At 67.8% G+C, this 20,999-nt stretch carries 14 protein-coding genes; all 14 read right to left on the reverse strand.

The features are described 5' to 3' along the window. Positions 1–7: 7 nt before the first annotated feature. The 14 genes from FHS47_RS07135 to tssF are packed head-to-tail and all read right to left on the reverse strand — an operon-like array spanning position 8 to position 20,999. A complete protein-coding gene (locus FHS47_RS07135) occupies positions 8–319 on the reverse strand; it encodes a hypothetical protein (protein ID WP_167024945.1) in 312 nt (103 codons plus the stop codon). Next, the gene (locus FHS47_RS07140) at positions 319–3,240 is read right to left on the reverse strand and encodes a bifunctional serine/threonine-protein kinase/formylglycine-generating enzyme family protein (protein ID WP_167024948.1); all 2,922 of its coding nucleotides are present in this window, start codon (positions 3,238–3,240) and stop codon (positions 319–321) included. Before FHS47_RS07140 ends, FHS47_RS07135 begins: the two co-directional genes overlap by 1 nt. A 3-nt stretch (positions 3,241–3,243) precedes the next feature. Next, positions 3,244–3,966: a protein phosphatase 2C domain-containing protein gene (locus FHS47_RS07145; protein WP_167024952.1), complete on the reverse strand. Its 723-nt coding sequence runs from the start codon at positions 3,964–3,966 to the stop codon at positions 3,244–3,246. Continuing rightward, entirely contained in the window at positions 3,963–4,538 is a 576-nt protein-coding gene (gene tagF, locus FHS47_RS07150) for a type VI secretion system-associated protein TagF (protein ID WP_167024955.1), read from the reverse strand. Before tagF ends, FHS47_RS07145 begins: the two co-directional genes overlap by 4 nt. Continuing rightward, positions 4,535–7,915, reverse strand: a complete 3,381-nt coding sequence (tssM, locus tag FHS47_RS07155; RefSeq protein ID WP_167024958.1) for a type VI secretion system membrane subunit TssM — start codon at positions 7,913–7,915, stop codon at positions 4,535–4,537. Before tssM ends, tagF begins: the two co-directional genes overlap by 4 nt. After that, on the reverse strand, positions 7,912–9,198 hold the full coding sequence (icmH, locus tag FHS47_RS07160) for a type IVB secretion system protein IcmH/DotU (RefSeq protein WP_167024961.1): 1,287 nt from the start codon (positions 9,196–9,198) through the stop codon (positions 7,912–7,914). The genes tssM and icmH overlap by 4 nt, the downstream gene beginning before the upstream one ends. 3 nt (positions 9,199–9,201) lie before the next feature. After that, a complete protein-coding gene (tssK, locus tag FHS47_RS07165; RefSeq protein WP_167024964.1) occupies positions 9,202–10,542 on the reverse strand; it encodes a type VI secretion system baseplate subunit TssK in 1,341 nt (446 codons plus the stop codon). Next, on the reverse strand, positions 10,539–11,903 hold the full coding sequence (gene tagH / locus FHS47_RS07170; protein ID WP_167024967.1) for a type VI secretion system-associated FHA domain protein TagH: 1,365 nt from the start codon (positions 11,901–11,903) through the stop codon (positions 10,539–10,541). Before tagH ends, tssK begins: the two co-directional genes overlap by 4 nt. After that, a complete protein-coding gene (locus FHS47_RS07175) occupies positions 11,903–12,439 on the reverse strand; it encodes a hypothetical protein (RefSeq protein ID WP_167024970.1) in 537 nt (178 codons plus the stop codon). The genes tagH and FHS47_RS07175 overlap by 1 nt, the downstream gene beginning before the upstream one ends. Beyond that, positions 12,436–14,424 (reverse strand): type VI secretion system tip protein TssI/VgrG, encoded by a 1,989-nt coding sequence (tssI, locus tag FHS47_RS07180; protein ID WP_167024973.1) that lies wholly within the window; start codon positions 14,422–14,424, stop codon positions 12,436–12,438. The genes FHS47_RS07175 and tssI overlap by 4 nt, the downstream gene beginning before the upstream one ends. An 8-nt stretch (positions 14,425–14,432) precedes the next feature. Continuing rightward, the gene (locus FHS47_RS07185; protein ID WP_167024976.1) at positions 14,433–15,443 is read right to left on the reverse strand and encodes a hypothetical protein; all 1,011 of its coding nucleotides are present in this window, start codon (positions 15,441–15,443) and stop codon (positions 14,433–14,435) included. Beyond that, complete coding sequence (gene tssH / locus FHS47_RS07190) at positions 15,440–18,139, reverse strand: type VI secretion system ATPase TssH (RefSeq protein ID WP_167024979.1); 2,700 nt, start codon at positions 18,137–18,139, stop codon at positions 15,440–15,442. Before tssH ends, FHS47_RS07185 begins: the two co-directional genes overlap by 4 nt. Further along, complete coding sequence (tssG, locus tag FHS47_RS07195; protein ID WP_167024982.1) at positions 18,136–19,170, reverse strand: type VI secretion system baseplate subunit TssG; 1,035 nt, start codon at positions 19,168–19,170, stop codon at positions 18,136–18,138. The genes tssH and tssG overlap by 4 nt, the downstream gene beginning before the upstream one ends. Beyond that, positions 19,134–20,999, reverse strand: a complete 1,866-nt coding sequence (tssF, locus tag FHS47_RS07200) for a type VI secretion system baseplate subunit TssF (RefSeq protein ID WP_167024985.1) — start codon at positions 20,997–20,999, stop codon at positions 19,134–19,136. Before tssF ends, tssG begins: the two co-directional genes overlap by 37 nt.

Here is a 20,999-nt window from a genome sequence, read left to right on the forward strand (position 1 = left end):
GTTCCGGTCACGCCAGCCGCAGCCACAGGAACATCGCGCCGCCGGCAACCGCGGCCAGCAGCACGCAGAGCATCACCGCCAGCACGGCCTTGGCCTTGCTGGCACTGGCATGGCGCGCGCCCGCCCGTACGGCGCGATCCCGCCGCACGGACATTTGGAAACGGCCGTCCTGCTCGCTCGCATGCCGCCGGGCGGCAAGGGCCGCCTCTCCCAGTAGCTCACGGCGACGCCGGCGGTATTCGTCGGTGCGGATGCGCGATGCGCTGTGCGCGTCGCTGAGTTCGAGCAAGCTGCGGTTGATCCGCTGCGACCAGTCCATCAACGAATCTCCCTGACCAGTCTGAACCCCACGTCCCGGTCGGCCGTGCCATCGGACGCACGGGCGGAGTTGACGGAGCACTGCGCCGGTCCGCTGCGAAAACTTCCGCCGCGCGCCACGAGGGCACTGCCGCGCGTGACCCACTCCCACACACCGCCGGTGACGCCGACGAGGCCCCAGGGATTCGCCTTGCCCGTGGCAGGCCCCAGTTCCGGCGAATGGATCAGCCGGCCCAGCGCGGACGACGCTTCGCCGCATGCATCGTTTTCACCGTCCCAGTTGGCACCGCCCCGGGCGGCCGTCAGCCATTCCTGTTCGGTGGGCAGGCGATAGAGGTGGCCGCTTATCTGAGTCAGCCAGGCGGCGTAACGGCGGGCGAAGTCCACCGGAATGGAACGCGCCGGATCGTTGGCATTCTGGCCGCGGTTGATGGCGCAGGTTCGCGTTGCGCGACAGAACTGGTCGAGGTTCGCGACGGTCGCTTCGGTACGCATCATGGCGAAGGGCTTGCGGCCATTCGGGATGACGACCATCGCGGGTCCATAGGAACCGACGGCGAATGTGTCGAAGCACTCGCGCGCGGTACCCGCAAGACCCTTTCGCCCACATGGATCGCGCGGCGTGCCTGCGACCGGACCGGACACCTCCGTAGCGCGCAGCTTCTTCACCACATTGTCGAGCGTGCCTTCCGGCAGACCCTTCGAGGCGACCATGGCCGCTTCCATGTCCTTCATGCCGGCGGCATCGTCCTGCCGTGCCGCTTGCAAGCGCTTGCTCAGGTCGTCCTGCTCGGCGCTGCTGACACTCGGTGCCTTCGCGGCATTCATGACCGCCACGGCGAGGTCGTAACGGGTCTTGGCCCGACGCAGGTCCGTCCGCTCGCCCGTGGCGTCGAGCGCCGTCTGGATGCTTGCGGCTGCGTCCTTCCAGCGGCCTGCCGCGCAAGCGTTGCGGGCTGCCGCGAGAGAGGCCTGGGCAAGCAGGCCGGCTGCTTCATCGTCCGCCGGCGGTGGCGCCGTCGCCCCCGCGTTCAGCGCGCGGAAGCTTGCAAGCGCCTTGTCGAGGTCACCCGCTGCCGATGCATGACGCAGCGATTCCAGGCGTGACGTCCGCTCGGCAATGGCGAGGTCCGTGCCGTCCTGTACGGGCGACGGCGTGGGCATGGCCGCGGATGTCGCTGACCCCGGAGCCTTGAGGTTTCCGGCGATCGTTGCCAGCCGGCTCGACGCAGGAAACCATGCACGTGCGATCGCGAGCTGCTTTTCCGCGCCGGCTGTGTCGCCCTGCTGTTGCGAGGCTTCGATCGCCATGCCGAACTTGAGTTCGAGCTCGGGATTGGCAAGCAGGCGGCTGACCGGGTCGATGGAGCGGACGCGGCCAAGGATCGCAGGAACGTCATCGGCGCCGTCGCCGAACAAACGGCCAGCGAGGATTGCCTCGCTCAGCGCGGTGTCGAGCCGGTTGAGCTGGTCCTCGCGCTCATGGACCACTTCGTCGCGACGACGATCGAACTTCGGGGCAAAGGTCTTCAGTTCGGCCCGCAGGGCGAACGTGCGTTCGGCGCCCGCGTAGTCCAGCCGCCCTTTCGCCGGATCCCAGTGCGCGGCGAGCTGGCGCATGAGGAAATGGTCGATCGTATCGGCGCCGTCGACCACCACGCGCCGCCGCTCGTCGCCGGTAAGGCTGCCGAGGCCCTGGCGCACCTGATCCTCGCCGGTGAAGGCATCCGGTTGCGCCGGGTCGAACCGACGCAGGGTATCGGCCACGTGCTGCTGTTCCGCACGGTGCGACGCATACCATGCGCCCCCGGCCGCGACCACGCCGGCAACCACTGCTGCCGCAACCCACGGTGTCGCACGTTCGCGCAGGCGACGGCGGCGCAACCCCGCCAGCACGGTGGCGATGTCGGCCGTACGCCGTTCGGCCGTCAGGGCCAACGCATCGGCCAATGCCTTCTGCTGTCGCTTGTCGAGGCCCGGCACCACGGGCGGCCTGAGCCCGGCACCCAGTGCCTCCTCCGCCGTCTTCTTGGCGAAGGGGTGGCGACCGGTAAGCAGTTCGGCAACCACGCACCCGAACGCGTACACGTCGTCGGCTGGCGTCGGCGGTTCGCCACGAAGCATCGCCAGACTCGCGTAGGCGGGCGTCATGGCGCCGAGGGTGCCTGCGTCGAACACAGTCTCGTCGTCGTGACCGTCACGGGGCACGTTGCCGTCGCGGACCGCATGGCCCGCACGGGCGATCCCGAAGTCGAAGACCTTGGCCACGCCGGCTGCGGTGACCATGACGTTGCCGGGTTTGAAATCCGAGTGGACGACCCCCGCCTCATGCGCACGCTGGAGCGCCCTGGCCATGCCTTCGATCAGCGGCCAGGCCTCGGCGAAGGCAAGCCCGTCGCGGCCACGGCTGCGCATCAACGCGCGCAAGTCCGAGCCCTCGACGTATTCCATCGTCATGAAGACATTGCTGCCGTCCTTGTCGAAGTCGTACACGCGCACGATGTGGTCGTTGGCGAACTGCTGCGCCCGGCGTGCTTCGCGCTGCAACGCGATGAGCGAATCGGGATGCTTGCGGAACTGGTCGTTGAGCACCTTCACGGCAACGTAGGGGTCCCGGTCGCGGGCTTCCACCTTGCGTTCGTCCCGTGCCAGAAACACCACGCCCATACCGCCGCGGCCAAGCTCGCGCTCAAGGAAGAAGCGCCCCTTGAGCACGGTTCCCACCGTGGGGCTTTCGCCGGGGGCGAGGGTCGCGAGGCGCTCCCATGCTTCGCTCGTGCCGATGGAACCGGACTGCGTGCCCGTGCCTGTCCTTGTCGACGGTGCATCGCTGACGGGTTTGACGACCGTGCGGTCGTCGTCGTGGTCGCGGCGCGCGGCATCCACGGGTGCCACGCGCGTGGCGTCGTTATCTTCATGCATCGCTCAATCCTCGAATTCGTCGAGCCAGACGGCCACGGCGGAAATGTTGTCGCGGCCGCCTCGCGAGAGTGCGCAGTCGACCAGGCTGTCGACGAGGGACGAAGGCGCCTTGTGGCGTCGACACTCCGCTTCGATCTCGCTGTCCGTCAGCTCCTTGTTGATGCCGTCGGAGCACAGCACGAAGCCCATGCCCGGCTGACGACGAGTGATCACCCAATCCATGTGCAGCTCTTCGTCCGCGCCCACGGCGCGCGTCAGTGCGCCCGCCATCGTGCCGGCGCCCGTGTTGCCGATCCGGGTCACGTCGTCGCCTGCGCCATGCACGTGGTCGCGCGTGAGCTGGCGGAGCCGGTCGTCGTCGAAGCAGTAGCCGCGGCTGTCGCCGGCCCAACCGCATGCGACCATCTCGCGCGCGTGCACAAGCACCACCACGGTGGAAGCGATGACGTCGACGCGGCGTTCCCGCGCCGCATCCCGCAAGAGATGGTTCACGGTGGTCATCTCGTCTTCGACCGCCTCGATCTGGCCGGCCAGATCGCCGCGAAAGCGCAGCGTGCCCAATCGCCGGGTCACCATCTCGCTGGCGAAGGCGCCCGCGGTGTGCCCGCCGAGGCCATCGGCGACCACCCAGAGGCCCGGGCCGTCGGCGAGCAGGATCGCGTCTTCGTTCACACGGCGCACGCGGCCAGTCTCGGTCCGCCCGGCGGAAAGATACGGGCGCGTCACGCCGGCGCTCCATTGGCGAAGAGCCAGCCTTCCGCATCGGCCGCAGGCAAGGTCGGCGTGACATGCCCTTCCCGGCCGTGCTGCCAGAAGTAGACGCGATCGTCAGGCGAGTGGCAGCGGCGCACCGGGTCGGCCGGCACACCCGCCGGATCGGGCAAACGGGCCACACACGCATCGAAGGCAAGGAGGGGCTCGCCCTCCGCCATCTCGCACGCACTCTCCACCGCATCGAACCAGGCCGACGCGGGCACGCGCGGCCATCCGCCCGGCATGACATCCGTGGCGACAGCGACGATCAAGGGATAGAGGCGACCCACGCTGTCCCGCGACGGCACGAGAACGCCTACCCATGGCGCGTCGCCGCACACGCCATCGGCGAGCGCGAAGCGCCATGGCTGCGTGGCGAGGAAATCGGTTTCGCCCTGGACCGCACGTCTTGCCAGGCCGGCGGCAAGCCACCCACTCACGGACGCGTCCCAGCGCTCGATGAACGTCGACGGCAAGCGGCGCGACACGAAGTCGCCCCGGCACGGCAGCTTGCCGAAGAATCCCGCCACGGCCCGCCGGCTCATGCCGGACACCGGAAGCGGCGAACGCTGTTGTCGCCGAACGGATTGCGCACGCTGGCCGCCTCGATATCGACAACCGCCCGCGTGTCGCCGAAGTTGAAGGTGGCGCCGAAGCGTGTGTCGGTCCGCCGTTGCAGGGCGGCTGCATCCAGGGCATGGAAGAGCCCCCAGGGGCCCGGGTAGACGAGCACCGGCAAGGCCCGGCCGGTGGCGTCCCATGCGCTGATGCGGGTCAGTCCCGGCTTCGGTCCCGGCCAGCGCATCGCCACCGGGGCAACTGTTTCGCCGGCTTCGTATGCGAAAACCTGGCCGTCCACTTCCACGGTCAGCCGGGAGAGCGTCTGGGGGTTCGCGGAAACGGTGAAGCCGACGTCCGGCTGTGGCCCGTCACGGAAGTAGACCTGCCGTATGGTGTCTGCAGCCTGCGCATCGGCAAGCATCGGCACGCGCTGGCGACGTCCGGTGTCGCCGCGCAGCGTCCACGTGACAGCGGATGTATCCACACTGCTCTCCAGCGTCTGGCGGAAGAAACGGTCGAAGCGGCCATTCGGAGCAAACAGCGTGGCGAAATCCTGCAGCGGCACGTCGTTCCCGCTCTCCGGCGAGAACGGATAACGACCGCCGACGATGGCTGCGCAGTCGTTGCCTGCCGCCTGCCGGAAGGCCTGCTCGAGCGCATCCGTGGCGCTGGTCTGTGCCAGCGACTGACTGCTGCCGACGAGTCCACCTATCCAGGCATCCAGTGGGGGCGGCAGGCGCGATGCCTCCTGCCTCGCGGCAAGGATGGACGGATCGGTCGCGCTGCCGCTGGCCGGATTCACCGACAGCAATGCCCTGCTGACCTGTTCCAGGTCGGCCGTGATCCGGTCGAGCGGCGTGCCGCCGGCCGGCCCCTCGGTCAGTTGGTCGAGCAAGGCAAAGTGTTCTGCGATCGGCGCGTCGAACGGCGGCGAACCCGCCTGCACCAGATGCGTCGTGTTGTCCCGTACCAGCGCGAGCAGCGCCTTGAGCGGGGAACCCGGCCCCGCAAGCCGGGATGCCACTCCGCTGGCCTGCTGCACGTTTGCCACGGGCTCGATCTCCAGGTCGTTGATGAGTTCGTCCCAGGCGTGGATGTAGTCGTTGACGTAGAGCTCCCGCACCCGCGCGATCAGCGCGGGTCGCTGCGGCAGATCGGCCGAGCGCGTCCCCAGTACCCAGTCTTCGGCCACGAAACGGTCGACAGCCGTGCCGATGGTGCCCCCGCCGTTACCGCCGGTGATCCGCGCGAACGCCGCGCGGGTATAGAGCGCCGGCAAGGGTCGCGACAGCGGCGCGCCGCTCTTGCGACGAAACACGTCGCCGAGCAGGCCAAGCGTGCGGTCAAGGCGGATGGCACCATCGCCCGTTCCGTTCGCCAGCTTCACGTTGCTGTAGACAAGCGTGGCGAGATCGGCGGCACGGAGGGATGCACGCGCGGCATCGACAAGCGATGCATCCAGGGGAAGCGCGCGCAGATGGTCGCCGCCGTCGAAGAGAATGCGCAGATGGTCTTCCATGGCCACGTCGAGGGCGTCGTCGGCAGGAAGCACGGTCCGCAGGCGCTCGCCAATCAGGAGCAGGAGTTCCTCGAGATTCCGATGGCCAGGCTCGCCGAGCATCAGATAGCCCTTGAGGGCGTCGTACAGATGCTGCGGGTCGCCGGCTGCAGCGCGCACGCCGTCGCGGAACTGCATGGCCACGCCGGGAACCGCGCTGGCGTTGATTTCCCGGATGTACGCATCGCGGACCTGTTCGCCGAGCGCATCGGCCTGGAAGAGTCCGAAGCGCATCGACAACGGACGCTCGCGCCTCACGTCGGCCACGGCCTTGTCCGCCCGCGCGATGACATCCAGGCGCGAAAGCGCCTGGCCGTAGTACGCCCGCAGGTCGTCCGGATGCGTGGCCGTATCGGGAAAACCCCGTACGATGGCGTCGATGCGCGCGAGGAGGTCGGCGTTGCGGCCATAGCTTGTCGCCATGCCCACGGTGAGCGCCGCGCAGGCTGCCGCCACGGCACCGAGCGCGGCCACTTCATACAGGCGCTGGCGGCGCAGTGCGGATGGATCCGCCCCGACGAAGCCGGCCTCGGGAAGCACGGTTTCCTTCAGCAGCCGTTCGACGAAATAGGTGCGTGCCGGGCGGCGCTCGGGGGGCGAGGTATCCGACCGCAGACCGAACGAACGGCTCACCACCGCCAGCACGCGGTCGATGGGCGTGCCTTCCTGCGTGCCCGACGTCAGGTACACGCCGCGCAGCACGGGCGAGCGCCCATAGGCGTGGCGGGAAAAGACATGCCTGACGAAAGGCGATACTACCTCGCTCACGGCACGCAGCTGCTGGGGAAAGGAAAGTATCTGCGCCCGGCGACGCAGATCGCGTTCGTGGTGTATACGTCCGGCCATCCGGAGATCGACACGCTCGATCAGCCCCTCGAAGGCTGCGGAGACGGCGCCCGGCGCCGTACCTTCCACGCTTTCACGCGCGCGGAACGTCGTGCCCCAAACCTGTGCGCGGCCCACCGCGTCCAGGTCGTCGAAGAAGGCCGAGAAGCCGGCCGCAAGATCCATCTTGGTGAGCACGACGTAGACCGGCACGGCAAGTCCGAGGCGCTCGCCGATTTCATCCAGGCGCTCGCGCAATCGCCGTGCGTGCTGCTCGCGTTCCGTGTTGCCCATGCCCAACAGCTCGGGCACGCTCACGGCCAGAAGCACGCCGTTGACCGGCCGCCGCCGCCGGTATCGCCGCAAGAGATCGAGAAAACCTGCCCACGCCTGGGCATCGGCGCGCGGGTCGGAATCCTGTGTGGTGAAGCGGCCTGCCGTGTCGAGGAATACGGCCTGGTCGGTGAACCACCAGTCGCACAGCCGCGTGCCACCCACCCCGCCGACGGTGCGCTTGCCGCCATCGCCGTGCATGAGCGGGAAGTCGAGGCCGGAGTTCTCGAGCAGCGTGCTCTTGCCCGATCCGGGCGAACCCAGGACGAGATACCACGGCAGGTTCTCCAGCGTGCCGCCGTCGGCCCTGCGCTTGCGCAACGCCACGAGTGCGTCCGCGAAGCGCTTCCTGAGCTGATCGCGCTCGTGGCGGATGCGCGCATCCAGTTCGCCGTCACGAACATCGTCGCGGGCGAGGTCGTCGCCGAACTGCTGTCCGCGCCGCGCGGTGAGCATGCGCCGGGCAAGAAACACGCAGACGGTGGCGAGGACGACGATAACGATGAGGCCCGCACGGGCCGGCCCCGTCGCCAGCGGCTGGCTCGTGCCGATTCCCAGGTAGGGGCCGCCGAACCATACGACCAGCGAAACGAGAACGACGCCGGCCACAGCCGGTACCCACGGCTTGCGAAGCATGGCTTTCATCCAGCCTCCGGAATGAAAAGGATGTCGACGCGCCGGTTACGCGCGCGGTTGGCCGGGAGGGACGGCGGGGTCGCCACGGGTTGCGAGTCGCCCGCGCCACTGGTCTCGATGCGACGCGGATCGGCGAGTTGCCGCGCGAGAATCGCTCCGACGTTCTTCGCGCGGGCCGTCGACAGTTCGAAGTTGTCCTTGAACCGCGTCGAGCGAATCGGCTGGTCGTCGGTATGGCCTACCACCACGATGCGCCCGCGCAGACCGTCGAGCACCTTGCCGATGCGTCCGATCAGCGCCTCGTCGCTCGCGGCGACATCGGCGCCGCCCGAGGGGAACATGCCCGTCGCTGCCAGATGCAAGACAGATCGCCCGTCCGGATTGTCGTCGACGGTAACCAGGCCGTTGCGCGCATCGTCCCCCAACAAATCGCGCAGCCGGACCGGTGCGGACGCCGGCGTGGCCGGTGTGGAAGGCAGCGGCACGCCGCGCAGGCCGATGTCGGCGAGCGCGGCATTGGCAGGCGCGCCCAGTCCGTTCAGACGACTGTGCAGGAACACCCACACCCCGCCGACGACGACAAGCCCGGCCAGGAGCGCAAGGCCCACGGGCCATCCCCGACGGGACACCAGCGGCCGGTCGAGCCCCTGCCATTGGGTGGACAGCGCTTCCGGCGGCGTGCCGCGGTAGGTCTTGATGCGCGCGTAGACGTCCTCGCGGAGGTCGGCAAGACGCGCGAGGCCACCGGGTTCGACGAGATAGCGGCCACCGAAGCCCAGCGCCAGGCACAGGTACATCAGTTCGACGAGGTCGATGTGCCGGAGCATGTCGCGCGAGAGGTGCTCGAGGATCAGGAAAAACTTCTCGCCACCGTAGGTCTCGCCGTGAAAGCTCACGAGCAACGTCTGTCGTTGCCAACCTGTCTGGTCGCCCCATGGCGCATCGAGGATGGATTCGTCGAGCATCGTGCACAGTACGTAGCGCGCGGTCATCGCCGCCTGGCGGTCGACGCCCGAGGCTTCGGCGGCGGCATCGAATCGCTTCACGGCTTCCACGGCGCGCTCGCGAAGCAGACCGATGTCGGGCATGTCCATGGAGGTTCGCAACTGCGACGCAAGCAGCAGGATCGCATTGGCCGCGCGCACCAGGCGGTTGCCGCCGGCTTCCGGAAGCGGCGTGTCGGCGCCCGATACCGGTGCCGGCCGCGACCTTTCCGTGGGTGCGGGGTTCTTCGGAGCGCTCCGGACGACGGTGGCATCGTCGTCGATCGGCCTGCGGGAATCGTGGCTCATCGATCAGTTCCTCACGGCCCAGAGTTCAAGCGCCAGGCCGTCAAAGCCGCTGCCGAAATGCAAGGCCACGCCGCCGGATGTGCGCAGCGTCTTCCACATGGGCGAACGGGTGTCGAGTTCGAAGTACTGGTAACCGGCGTGGTAGGGGATCTGGCGTGGAGCCGACCCCATGGTGGTCACCGCGACGCCGGGGAGCTGCAGGTTCACGAGGTCGCGGATCTTCTCGACGGGCCCGATCTTCGACTGCGTGGGCAGGCGCCGGCGCATGTCGTCGGAGGCAATGTTCGCTTTTGCCGCAAGGACGAACGCCGCGCTGTCCAGCAGCGTCTTGTCCGGCAACGTTCCCACCCACACCCCGTACTTCCGCTGTTGCAGCGGAATGGATACTGCCGTCTGTTCCAGCACGGCACTGAGGCTTGTCCTGAGCGAGGCGATCACCGGCTCGAACGACTCGCGCAGCCGTTCGTGCCGGTACGCAGGAAACGTCTCGGCGCGTTTGCCCGGCAAGGTAAAGGTGGCCAGTTCCCCGGCCATGGCGAGCAGGAGGCGATAGAGATCCTCCGGATGCAACGACGGGGCGTCCGCGTGGTGCGCAAGCAAGGGCTGGTAACGGTTGACCAGCTGCAGCATCAGGAAATCCGAGATTTCCGCGGTGCTCGTGCGATCCATGCCCCCGACCCGATGGGCCAGTGCCTCGCCGCGTTGATGCAGCATGCCAAGCAGCTCGGTGATGAACAGGGCAAGGCGCCGCGCGGCGCCGCAGGCCACGGCGGACGGAATGAATGCCTCGTCGAGAACCACCCGCCGGTCCGCCCGGCACTCCGTGACGTGTGCCAGCGGCAACTCCACCAGGCCCTCGCGCGGCTGCACCCCGGCGACGAGCCGGGTCGCGAGCCCGCCCACCTCGAGCACGACACTGCCTGGCGTGCTTCCCGACGCGTCGGTCACTTCCACGTCGCGCACGCGCAGCCGCGCAAGCTGGCCGGGTGCCGCAACGTCCGGCCACGCACTCTCGGGTTGCGTGGGCGAACGCAGCGGCAGCGTCAGGTATACGATCTGCTCGCGCCAGTCCGGCTGGATTTCCAGCGGCGGCGGGCAGTCGTCGCGGTCGGGCATGGAGAACGGCGTGCCGTCGGGGAACACACCCCGGGCGCGGCGGATGCCGAGCTTGCCGATGTCGAGCAGTTCGCGATCGAGTTCGAGCTCCTCGAATCCCCACGCATGGGCGCGCAACGTCGCGGCACGGAGTTCGACGTAGCGCTCCATGTAGCGGTCCTGCTGCTGCATGTGCTGGGGACGCAGGAAGAGTCCTTCGCTCCAGACGACCTTGTTGGATGTACTCACGAACGCCGCTCCCCTGCCGTGTCGGCTCGCCGGCCCCGCGCGAGTTGATCCTCGTAGGCACGCGCGAACTCGTCTCCGAACAGGCGACGGAATCGCTCCTCGGGATCCTTCGCCATGCGCTCGAAATGCTCGCGGTACCGATCCCACGAGCCGTTCCCGCCTTGGAACCCGAAGCGCGGCCGCCGTTTCGCATCGGACGCTTCCTCGAACCGGCTTGGGTCGAACTGGCGCACGAGATCCTCGAAGGCCTCCCGCACGCCGGCCAGGAGGGCGACCTGGTGCACGCGGATGTCTTCCATCGCGTCGGCGATGGCCGCGCTGCCCGAAAGGAACGCATCGCTACCGGGAGCGAGGATGCGTGCCATGGCTTCGCTGGCCGTCGGTGCAAACTTGAGCGGATTGTTCTCCGTGCGCCGGATGAGCGTCGCGGGCATGCGGAAACCGTTTTTCAGTTCCGCCCGCGCGCGTAGCACGTCCATGACGCCTTCCAGCAAAGCAAGGAACAACGGTTCCATGCCGGGCGGCTGTGCCCGCACCGACGCGTGCCCGTCTTCACGACCAGCCTGAACGACCGGCGGCGGTGCAGCGACTGGCGCGGCCGGCGTGGAAGACATGTCCGGGATCGCGGGCGCGGGCGTGGTGGCAACCATCGGCTCGACCGCTGCCGCGGGGGGTGCCGGCATGGCGAACTGGCTGCGTGTGAGGTCCCAGTTCTCCGGCAGAACGGGTGCCTTCCTTGCGGCGTCGACGAACACCCCGGGCGCCTGGAACTGCGCGTTGACGGCATGCCCGTGCGAGAACGGCGGCAAGGCCTCGTCGTTGGGCACGACAGCGCCACCGCCACCCGTCGACAACCATGCCATCGGATCGAGCGAGGCCGGCGACGCCGGCACAGTCGACGGCGATGCCACGTCTGCCAGGCCGGAGCGCAGGTCCCCGACGAACGGCAATGTCGCGGGTGCGTCCCTGCCGGCCGGCCCGCCATCGGCGGTCGCATCTTCGCGGTGTGCCGTGGCGGTGGTATCCATGCCCGGTGTCTCGATCGCCACGTCGATGTCGATCGTATCGATGCGCAGGCGGTCGCCGTCGACAAGCAGCACGGGCTCGCCGGTGTGCAGCGCAACGCCGTTCCGCAGCATGCCGTTGGTGCTGCGGTCCTCGAGGAAATACTGCCCGTTGAGGAAACGCACTTGCGCATGCAGGCGGGACACGCCCCTGGCGGCGAGCACCCAGTCGCATCGCTCGCCACGGCCGATAGAGAGGTCGCCGCCCTGTATCTGGCGGCTGCGCTCGGATGCGTGCGCATCGGAGCGATCGTCGGCGACGGTCAGGCGCAGCGTGGGTCGGGTGTCGGCATCCATCAGGATTCCTCCGTGGGCAAGAGAGTGAGGCCCGCCTCGGCAAATGCGCGGCAGCAGGATGCGAAGGCGGGAGACGACGTGGCAGCCAGCAGCACCGCGCCCACCGCCATTCGTGGCATCAGCGGCGGCGGCACGGGTCCCATGGGCTTTCCGGCGGCGTCGGTGAGATCGCCGGCGCTCCATCCCGCACTGGCGGCGAGCATCGGACCGATGCCGACGAACGCATGCCGCGTAGCGAAAGCGAGCGCCGACGCGCGGTCCGCGTCGCGCCGATGGCGCAACCACGCCTCGGCCAGGGTGAGGCCTTCGGTATCGAGGGCGGACAGCTGGCCGTCACGCACGCATTGGCACGCCCACGGCACCACATAGGCCCGGGGCAGCCAACCGGCGAGAAGGCGCAGCCCGGTGCCGGGCTGATCCTCGTCGAGCAGGACACGAATGGCCTCGACCGCGGTCGCGCCGGGGCGCAGCGCGGTAAGGGACGAAGGCAGGACGCCCATGGCCAGGGCCACGTCGGGAAGGCTTGGGCGCGTCATGCAAGCAACGGGGGTTTGCCGGTGAGCACCGCCGGCCCGAGTGTTGCGGTCAGGGTCAGGGCCGCGCCTGCCGTCACGGCCACCGCGCCAGCGGCGTTCACAGCGACCGCCGCACCGGCCGTGAGCGACACGGCGGCACCCGCCGTCATGGAAACCGAAGCGCCCGCCGTGATCGACGTGGCCGCACCGGCGGCGAGATTGATGGTGCCGGTGGCCGTGCTCCGCAGCATCGAACCCGTGACCTGGATCTGACCTGTGCTGTTCATGGTGATGCGCGCAAGGCCGGTGACGAACTCGATTTCCTCACCCGCTTCGATACGCAATCTGCGCCCCACGTGCAGCGTGTCGTCGCGGCCGATGGTGTGCGTGCGGTCGCGCTTGATCGCGCCCGACTCGTCACGGTCGATCGTCAGCGAGTGGTCGCGCTCGGCCTCCACGCGGAGGTCGCGCTGCGCGTGCAGGTAGAGTTCTTCCTCGCCTTTCTTGTCCTCGAAGCGCAGCTCGTTGGCATCGCCGGGGCCGCCCGTGAGGCTGCGGCTTACCACGCCGCTCTTCGTCCGCTCGTCGGGCAGCGGGTAAGGCGGCATATGCTCCTGGTTGTAGACGCTGCCGATGATGAGCGGGCGATCCGGGTCGCCCTCGAGGAAGCTGACCACCACCTCCTGGCCGACACGGGGAATCTGGATCGCACCCCAGCGTTTGCCTGCCCACTGCGAGGCCACACGGACAGGGCACGACTGGTCGGCGTGGGGACGCGACGGCGTGTTCCAGAAGAACTGCAACTGCACCCGGCCGTACTTGTCGACGGCGATGTCCTCGTCCGCAGGGCCATGCACAAGCGCGGTCTGCAGCCCGTGGATTACCGGGCGCGGGGTGACCTGGGGCGAACGGTAGGGCTGCCGCCCGCGAATCACGTGGAACGAACAGACAAACGGTGGCTCGCCCTCGTCGGCTTCATTGCCGCCGGCCTGGTAATCGGGTTCCACGAGGCGGATGTGCGTCGCCGTGACGAGGTATTCGTCGTTTGCGCCGGACAGCGGAAAGTCCGCCAGGCGGAACAGGCTGCCCGTCGCCATGCCGACGGCGTCGGTGGTGCCCGAGGACACCGCCTTGGCGACGTTCTGCGCGTCGATGCGCACCTGCGCATAGCGCTGGCCGTCTTCCACTCGCTGGGAAAAACCGGGTCCGCCATAGGGGAAGTCGAATCCTTCGAGACTGGCTCCCGTGTAACCCTCGACGCTGTCACTTGACGGTTCGTTGTTCAACAAGGATGCCCGCGGGCGCAGGTAGTCGTAATCGTCCAGCTTTACCCGCGTGGGCCGGATGCCGCGCGCCATCGTCCATTCCGCGATGGAGGCCGTCATGCGCGAACCGCGTTCCAGGGGCGGCACATAAGGAAGCGACTCGAAACCAGGCACTGCCGCGTGCGCGCCGAGCGCATCGGCAAGCACCATGGTGTGCACGCCGTCGGCGTGCGTGAAGTAGTAGTAGATGCCTTCCTGTTCCATCAGTCGGCTGATGAAGGCAAAACTGCTTTCCCGGTACTGCACGCAGTACTCGCGCGGCGGATAGTGGGCCGAGAGCCGAACGCTCACGTCGGTAAAGCCGAATTCGGAGAGCATCTGCCGGACGATGTCGGGCACGGAGACGTTCTTGAAGATGCGGCAGTCGGTTGCCTGGGTCAGCAGCCAGGCACGCGGAACCACGCGCAGCACATACGTCGCGTAACGAACGTTGTCGATGTTGACGAACGCGCCCTGCTCCGCCTCCGCCACCATGCCGTTGAAGTAACGCACGAAACCTTGCGGTGTCGTGACCGTGACGGTGGCCGGTGTACCGAGCAAGCCGCGAAGGTCGACCTGCACGTTCCTGCTCAGGGTTTCGATGCGATAGTCGAACAGAGCGCCCAGGGACTCCCTGGCCGTCATGTTCGCAAAGAGCAACGCGGTGCCTTCCTGCGTCTGCAATGTGATGGCATGACTCACATCACACCTCACTCGGGAAAGGCACGCTGGCAATAGGTGAGGCCATCGATGCCGGCCTCCGTCAGGCCCATGTCTGCGAGCCTCGTGCCACCGGCTGCCACGTCCATGCCGGAGCCGCTGAGATGGTGCACCGCCCAGTCGGTGCCGTCCTCCGTCGGGGCCAGACTGAACTGGACGCGATCCGCGCGCTCGGCACCGTGCTTCGAGGTGCCGACGCGCTGGTATTCGTGCAGCGTGTAGTCCTGCCGGGTCACGAAGGTCACGCCATCGATGAGCGGCTGTACGGGCATACCGCGCCGCGTCGTCCGGTATTTAGGCTTTCCGGCCAGATATCGCACATACCAATCCGAGAGCCCGCGATAGGTATCGGTGAACTCCTGTTTGCGCGAGCGCACTTCCTCGAAGAAGCGCTGTTCGTCGCCCTGGTCGATGGTCGTGCTTCTCGGGATAGGTGCGCGGCCCTGCTCGGTAGGATGGAGCCGACGCTCGGCGACCTTCGCCGCGCGGCGTTCGCTGTCCTTGTTCTGCGACATATGATCGGTCTGGAACTTGAGCGTGAAGCCGTAACCCGTGGTGTGGGTCGGGGCGATGCTGTGCAGAACGATGAACGGAAACGGATTTCTCCGATCCGGCGCCAGCGCCGACGCCACTGCGGAAAGCGCGATGAAGCGTGTGCGAACCACCTTGTCGTCAAAGCCGCTGACAAAGAGCTGCCGGCCCTTCCGCCATGACGAGGCCTGGACGGGATCGGCTGCCCGTGCCAGCAACGCCTCGGCATTGGGGAAATTTGCCCTCTCGTCCCATGGGCCCACGACCAGGCGCTCCACCGCGCCACCAGCCTGTTTCTGCAACGCCATTAGCAGTTCATGGACCGCCTCCCATGCGGCATCGCCCAGCTCCGCCTTCGAGGTACGGATCCAATCGTGGAAAAGCTCCAGGTCCAGCACGAGGGAGGCCGGTTCGCCCGGCGTCACGACCACGCCGCGTGTCCGGTGCACGAGGTGCTCAAGGAATCTCATGCGCTTACTCCATCGGTAGCGGCATCGAAGCGATAGCCGAAGCCGCCATCGGCCACGTTTACCTCCACGCGCTCGATCGTTTCGCCCGAGAGCGTGCGGCGAAGGAACTCGCGACTGATGTCGGGCAGCATCGTCTGGGTGAGGATGGCGTCGATCATGCGGCCACCGGATTCGGACTCCGTGCACCTCGACACCACGCGGTCGACCACATCGTCGCCATAGACGAACGGCACGCGGTAGCGCGACTCCACCCGGCGGGCGACGCGGTTCAGCTGCAGGCGAACGATGCGGGAGAGCATGTCGGCATCCAGCGGGTAGTACGGCACGACGACAAGACGGCCAAGCAGTGCGGGCGGAAATACGTCCAGAAGGGGACGGCGCAAGGCCGTCGCCAGGGTGTCGACGTCGGGGCGCGTGCCGTTGGCGCAAAGCGTTTCGATTTCCCGCGTCCCTGCATTCGTGGTCAGCAGAATGAGCGTGTTGCGGAAGTCGATCGCCCTGCCCTCGCCATCTTCCATCACACCCTTGTCGAAGACCTGGAAGAAGATCTCGTGCACGTCCGGGTGGGCTTTCTCCACCTCGTCGAGCAACACGACGGAATACGGCTTGTGACGTACCGCCTCGGTGAGCACACCGCCTTCGCCGTAGCCGACATAGCCTGGCGGCGCGCCCTTCAGGGTCGATACCGTGTGTGCCTCCTGGAACTCGCTCATGTTGATGGTGATGACGTTCTGGTCGCCGCCGTAAAGCGCTTCGGCCAATGCGAGCGCCGTCTCTGTCTTGCCCACGCCCGAGGTGCCGGCAAGCATGAAGACGCCGATCGGCTTGTCCGGGTTGTCCAACCCGGCACGCGAGGTCTGGATACGTCGGGCGATCGCTTCCATGGCGTGGTCCTGACCGATGACCCGCTGCCCCATGAGCGCGGCGAGGTTCATCACGGTTTCCGTTTCGCTGCGAACCATGCGGCCCACGGGGATGCCGGTCCAGTCGGCCACCACGGACGCCACCGCCTGTGCATCGACCCATGGGTGGATCAGCGGGTGCTCGCCCTGCAGTTCCGACAGCCGTTCCTGCAATGCGGCCAGTTCCACGCGGATGGCACCGACGTCGACCGCTTCGGGGGTGTCCTCGTCGCCAACCGGGACGAGAACGCCCGCATGCGCGTTGCGCAACGTCGCACGCAAGCTCAGGATGCGGGTAACGAGGCTCGATTCCTCGCCCCAAGCGCGCTCGACGCGGGCCAGCTCGTTCCGCGCGTCGTCCAGGGCCGCTTCGCGCGATGCGCGACGTTCCGTCGTATCCAGCCCTACCGCCGTCTCCCGCTCGATGACGGACATTTCGAGCGCGAGGTGCTCGATGCGGCGACGTACCTCGGCCACTTTCGCGGGAACGGCGTGCAGGCTCACGGCCACACGGGCACAGGCCGTATCGAGGAGGCTCACCGCCTTGTCGGGCAGTTGCCGTGCAGGGATGTAGCGATGCGAGAGCTGCACCGAAGCCTCCACGGCTTCGTCCAGCACCTGCACGCCGTGGTGCGATTCCATGACGCCGGCGATGCTGCGCAGCATGAGGATGCCCCGCGCCTCGTCGGGCTCGCCGACCTGCACGCTCTGGAAGCGGCGCGTGAGTGCCGGGTCCTTCTCGATATGCTTCTTGTATTCGGCCCACGTCGTGGCACCGATGGTGCGCAGGCCGCCGCGGGCCAGGGCAGGCTTCAGCAGGTTGGCGGCGTCTCCCGTCCCCGCGGCGCCACCGGCACCCACCAGCGTATGCGCCTCGTCGATGAAGAGGACGACGGGGACAGCCGAAGCCAGTACCTCGTCGATGACGTGGCGGAGGCGATCCTCGAACTCGCCCTTCATGCTGGCACCGGCCTGCAGCAGGCCGATGTCCAGTACGCGCAGTTCGACATCGCGCAAGGCCGGCGGCACGTCGCCTTCCACGATGCGCAACGCCAGGCCCTCCACGACGGCCGTCTTTCCCACGCCCGCCTCGCCCACGAGCATCGGGTTGTTCTGTCGCCGGCGCATCAGCACATCGACCACCTGGCGGATTTCCTCGTCGCGACCGACCACGGGATCGATCGCCCCGTCACGCGCCTGCGCCGTCAGGTCCACCGTATAGCGCTGCAACGCCTGGCGCTCGCCTGGCACACCCGCCAATGGCGCGCCGGCATCGCCGCCGTTCGCGCGGAAGCCATCTGTCGGCTTCTGCTGGTCTTCGGGCGAGCCGGCGATGATGCCGGGCAGCTCCTCGATAAGGCGCTCCGCATTGAAACGCTCGAACTCTTTCGAAATGGAGGTGAGCACATGGCGGAGACGACGCGTGCGGAGGATCGCAGCCAGCAGGTAAGCCGTGCGCACCTGCGACTCGCCGAAGGTGAGCGTCGCGTAGACCCAGGCGCGCTCGACCGCCTCTTCGATGTCGGCCGACAGGTCGCTTACCGACGTGGCACCTCCGGGCAGGCGTTCGATCGCGTCGGTCACGTCCCGCGCCAGGCGCGAAGGGTCAAGCGAGGCATGCCGTATGAGCCGGTGGAAGTCCGAATCGGCCAGCGCGAGGATCTGCTGGAGCCAGTGCACCAGCTCCACCTCGCGGTTGCCGCGCAGGCGGCAAGCGACCGTGGCGCCCTCGATGGCCATGTACGCGAGGCTGTTGAGCTTGCCGAACAAGGCCGTGCGGCTGATATCACTCACGATGTTTTCCTTTTTCGAAGGGAGAGGTCGGCCGGGGGGCAGAACACCGCGTCGTCGGCATCGGGGCCGTCGTAGTGGCCCATCCACGTGGACTGGCCTAGGCGGCTTCCCGAGCCAAGGTGCGCGCGTGGCACGTCGTCGGCGCGGAGCACGAGCTGCACGTCCCACTCCAGTTCGTCGCCGGTGAACGTGCGCAGCAGTGCGCAAAGCGCCGGCAGTGCATCGCCCCCGGGGAGGAGGCTGCGAAACGCGGCGTAGGTCAGGGGGCCGATGCGGAGACGGATGCCATGCTGTGCGCTCCTGACTGCCGCGCCGAGTACCGTGCCGTGCCCGAGCGAACCGGCGCCCTCCCCCAGCCGCAGGCGACTCTCGGAAGGCAACGGCAACCAGCCGGGCACGAACTCGATGACGTCCACGGGCAGGTCGAGCCAGGCGCCCACCATCGCCGAAAGGCCCTCGGCACTGCGGGTCTGCACGAGGCGACCGGCCATGAAGCGGCGGAAAGCATCCGGCAGCGCGTCGCCATGCTGCAGCGAACTGCCGGCGATGCCGGCGAAGGCACCCATGTAAGTGGCGAATGCGTCGTCGTCCGGACGATCCATCTGGATGGCCGGCTGCGATTCCGCCCATGCGCGGTAGAACATCGACAGCATGCGGTGATGGAAAATGTCCGCGAATGCCGTGAGTGTCCTGTCCTCCGCGTGGTGCTCGCGGTCGAGCGCGTATTCGGTCAGATGCAGCGGCAACGCACCGTGCGGCCCCCACAGCCCCATATGCAGGCTCGAGACCCTGTACGTCGCGCCATGCCGACGCACGGCACGAACGGTCGACGGAGCGAAGTCCAGCGAGGGTGCATGCGAGAGGCGCACCGGCTCTTCGGCCGGCCGGGCCGCGGCGCCGATGCGCGGACTGGCAGGAAACGCGCACTCGCTCCGGCGCAGCGCGTCGTACCAGTCCGACACGCCGGCATCGCGTTGCAGCGCCTCGAACCACGCTACAGGATCGGGCGCGTGCCGGACTGTGCCGTCCACCGGGCCACCTCGTTTCGTTCCTGGGAATGGAGCACGGTTTCAGCGAACGAATTCACCGATACGTACCGTGCAAAGAAATGCCGCATGACGCTGGCAAACACATAGGCCCCCACGCCCTCGAAGGCCCGGTCCTCGCAGGTCAACGAGATCTCCAGCCCGCGGCCGAACGTGGCGGGCCCGGGGATCGGCATGCGCCGGACGATGGGTGTGGAGCGCACGGAACGCACGCCTTCGATCTGCCTGCGTGCCGTCGCGTCGAACGTGTCGCTGTAGAGAGACAGCATCTCGCGCAGTGCGGTAGCGCCCTCGCCCTGATCGAGCAGGGAGAGGTAGTTGAGCTGTAGGTGACTCACCAGCTGCCACGCACCCTGCGTATTGCCCATGGCTTCGCGGGGACGGGTCGGGCCGGCAAGGCAACGGATACTACGGACCGGGGCGTCGGTGTCGAGGTGGAAGTCCGTCGCGCCCTTGCCGGTGGGCATGTGCAACGGCAGGTCACGGTTGCTCGCCCACAGCTCGAGCCCGAGCTGGCGCAGGGAACTCGCATAAGGCGCCTGCCGACCATCCACGAGCGAGAGGAAAACCTCGCCGCCCACGTAGCTCGATCGCGCACCTTCGCGCCGCTGACGGTACGACAGCACCCGCGGCTCGCGGCGCAGTGTAAAGAATGCAGCCGACGGGTTGTGCCAGGTCCGTGCGTTGCCGCCATAGAACGGCACGAAGGTTTGCTCCGGATCCTGTCCATCACCGAATCCCTGCACGCCGAAGACGTCGTGAACCTCGAAGTCCATCGGACGCGTGCGGTCGGCAACGATATGGTGCTCGACCTGGCCGTCGCGCAAATGCAGGCGATCGGCGCGACGCCTGAACAGGTTGATGGCCGGCGTGCAGTGGAACCGGAACAACGACGCATTGACCGAAACCTCGAGCGCAGGCACCGCACGGTCGAGCCATACGACGAGGTCGAAGCCTCGCGCGGCCGACCCGCCCAGTGCGTGCGCGAGCCCGGCAAAGGTCACGAAGGAGAACCGTTGCGGGCAGGCGAAATATTCCTGGAGCAGACGGTACCCGCTGAAGGATCGCTCGGACACGGGCAACAAGGCTTCGCCTTCGCCGAAACCGGCCTCCTGAATGGCAGAGGGCGCCAGGTGCGTCGCCCGTCCGTCGACCACCACGCTCAGGCCGAGCCGGTTGCCCAGCACCTGCTCGAGAACCTGCCCCGGCAGGCTGTCGGCACCGTGGACGAAGACCTCAAGCTGGTCGATCCGGCAGCCATCCAGTCGGGCGCCGCCGGTAAGCCCCACGCGCAGGCGCAACGCGGCGCGAGGACGCAGGGAAGCAGGCACAGGCAATCCGGCTGCCGACATGGCGGCAGGGCTCGCGAAATAGCGACCCTCGTCCATGGTCAAGGGGCGCAGCGTGACGTCGTGCGCCGTGCGGAACTCGCAGGCGGTGCGCTCGCCGAAGCCGGGTTGTGCGCGCAGCGCGCTCCCGCGAGGGACAACGTGCCCGGTCGGTGGAAGCGCTTCGGCGTCGTCGAGCGTCATCTCGACCACGGCCATGGCCGGTGTCGGCTTGAGGAACTGCGGGTACAGCATCTGCAACAGATGCTGCGTGAACACTGGATGCTGCGCGTCGAGCTTCATGTGCACGCGCGCGGCCATGAAAGCGAAGCCCTCCAACAGGCGTTCGACGTAGGGATCGGCGCACTCCATACCCTCCATCCCCAGACGGCCGGCGATCTTCGGATAGGCGTTGGCGAACTCCGCCCCCATGTGCCGGACGTGCTGGAGTTCCTGGCTGTAGTAATGGAGGAGTTTCGGGTCCAT

Origin of the sequence: Luteibacter sp. SG786, from assembly GCF_011759605.1 — a bacterium.
Classification (GTDB): Bacteria; Pseudomonadota; Gammaproteobacteria; order Xanthomonadales; family Rhodanobacteraceae; genus Luteibacter.